We start from the raw sequence: 1724 nt of genomic DNA, 5'->3' as shown, positions 1-1724 counted from the left end.
CGTCGGTCTGCAGAGCCACTCCGAACGCCTCGTCGATGCCGCCGAAATCGGTGAGGACCTTACCGCCGGTGCCGAAGGTGGAATCCAGGCTGCCGTTGGTGTTGTAGCGGGCCAGCGCGAAGTCGTTGGCGTTGCTCGCGTTGCTGAAACCGGCGGCGACGATCTTGCCGTCGGTCTGCAGAGCCACCCCGAAAGCCTGATCGCTGATGCCGCCGAAGTCGGTGGTGACAAGGCCGCCGGTGCCGAAGGTGTTGTCCAGGCTGCCGTTGGTGTTGTAGCGGGCCAGCCCGAAGTCGTTGGTGCCGGCTGTGTCGCTGGATCCGGCGGCGACGATCTTCCCGTCGGTCTGCACCACCACCCCGTTGGCAATGTCGTTGCCGCCGGTTCCGAAGTCGGTGATGACCTTGCCGCCGGTGCCGAAGGTGGAATCCAGGCTGCCGTCGGTGTTGTAGCGGGCCAGCGCGAAGTCGTCGCTGCCGAACACGCTGGTGAAGCCGACGGCGACGATCTTGCCGTCGGCCTGCAGCGCCACTCCCAAAGCCAGGTCTTCGCCGCCGAAGTCGGTGGTCACGGCGCCGGTGCCGTTGAAGGTGGGGTCCAGGCTGCCGTCGGTGTTGTAGCGGGCCACCGCGAAGTTGGAGATGCCCGTGTTGCTGAAGCCAGCGACGACGATCTTGCCGTCGGTCTGCACTGCCACCGCGCGAGCCCCGTCGCCGCCGCCGAAGTTGGTGGTGACCTTGCCGCCGGTGCCGAAGGTGGGGTCCAGGCTGCCGTCGGTGTTGTAGCGGGCCAGCGCGAAGTCGAAGTCGCCGGCCGAGGCTCCGTCGCTCTGGCCGACTGCGATGATCTTGCCGTCGGCCTGCACCGCAGTGGCAAAGTCGGTGCCGCCGAAGTCGGTGAGGACCTTGCCGCCGGTGCCGAAAGTGGGATCCAGATCGCCCGGGGCGGCCAGCGCGACCCCGGGGCAGAACAACACCAGCGCCGCACCCAGGGCCGCTACCGCCCCAACCCGGCTGTGCCGCGTCCACTGTCGGCCTCTTGCCCGTCTGGTGCGTCTGAACGCGAAGAGCAGGTCGAGATGAAACCTGGGCATCTCCATTCAAGCTGCCTTTCATCCTCCGGCCGTCGCCGGCCACCACACATCCGGTGGTCATCGCCGCGACGGCACTTCCTCGCGGGGTACCTCATGCGCCCGTTCACGGCGGGGCCGGGTCGGACAAGGGTCGCCCCGGCGCCCCGACAACTACCGTTTCCTCTCTTCGTGAGCCCGATGGCGCGCCATGTGTTCGGCCAAGAGAGTCCAGACGGCGCTTGATCAGCCCAGTCACTCCCGTCGTGCCCGTGGGCCCATGCCGCGATAGTCAAGACGGACTGCGACCGCGTGCCTGTGGCCGTTTCGGGCCCCTCTGACTTGGCCTGGCCGACGTCATTGGGGACCGCCTCAGCCACGACGTACCCCTTCTACGGCAAGCGGCTGATTGCTGTGCGCGCGGCACGGACGCCGGCCGGGCTGGAGCGGGGCGGAGACAGGAGCGCAGGCCCGGCCGGGGGTCGGGCCGCGCGCGGGGAGTGGAGCGAGCCGCCTTGAACCCGTGAAGAAGGTTGTAACTCAGTCGCTCGCGTAGGGCGTGTCCGGTCCCGGGAGATGCTTGACACTTCGGTCCCAGCTGATGGTTGACAGTGGCCGTGATCGGCTTTTCTGTGCGCGTCGTTGCGGCGTGTGG

Annotated in this window: 1 protein-coding gene; it reads right to left on the bottom strand. The window is 68.0% G+C overall.

The window, feature by feature from the left end; all coding sequences use genetic code 11:
• Window positions 1-976 (bottom strand): delta-60 repeat domain-containing protein (locus tag ABT186_RS14045; protein ID WP_351925205.1); only part of this gene is annotated, 976 nt, incomplete at its 3' end.
• Window positions 977-1724: the final 748 nt, after the last annotated feature.

Origin of the sequence: Streptomyces sp. NPDC001634, assembly GCF_040298185.1 — a bacterium.
Taxonomy (GTDB): Bacteria; Actinomycetota; Actinomycetes; order Streptomycetales; family Streptomycetaceae; genus Streptomyces.
This window is presented reverse-complemented; position numbering and strand designations above follow the sequence as displayed.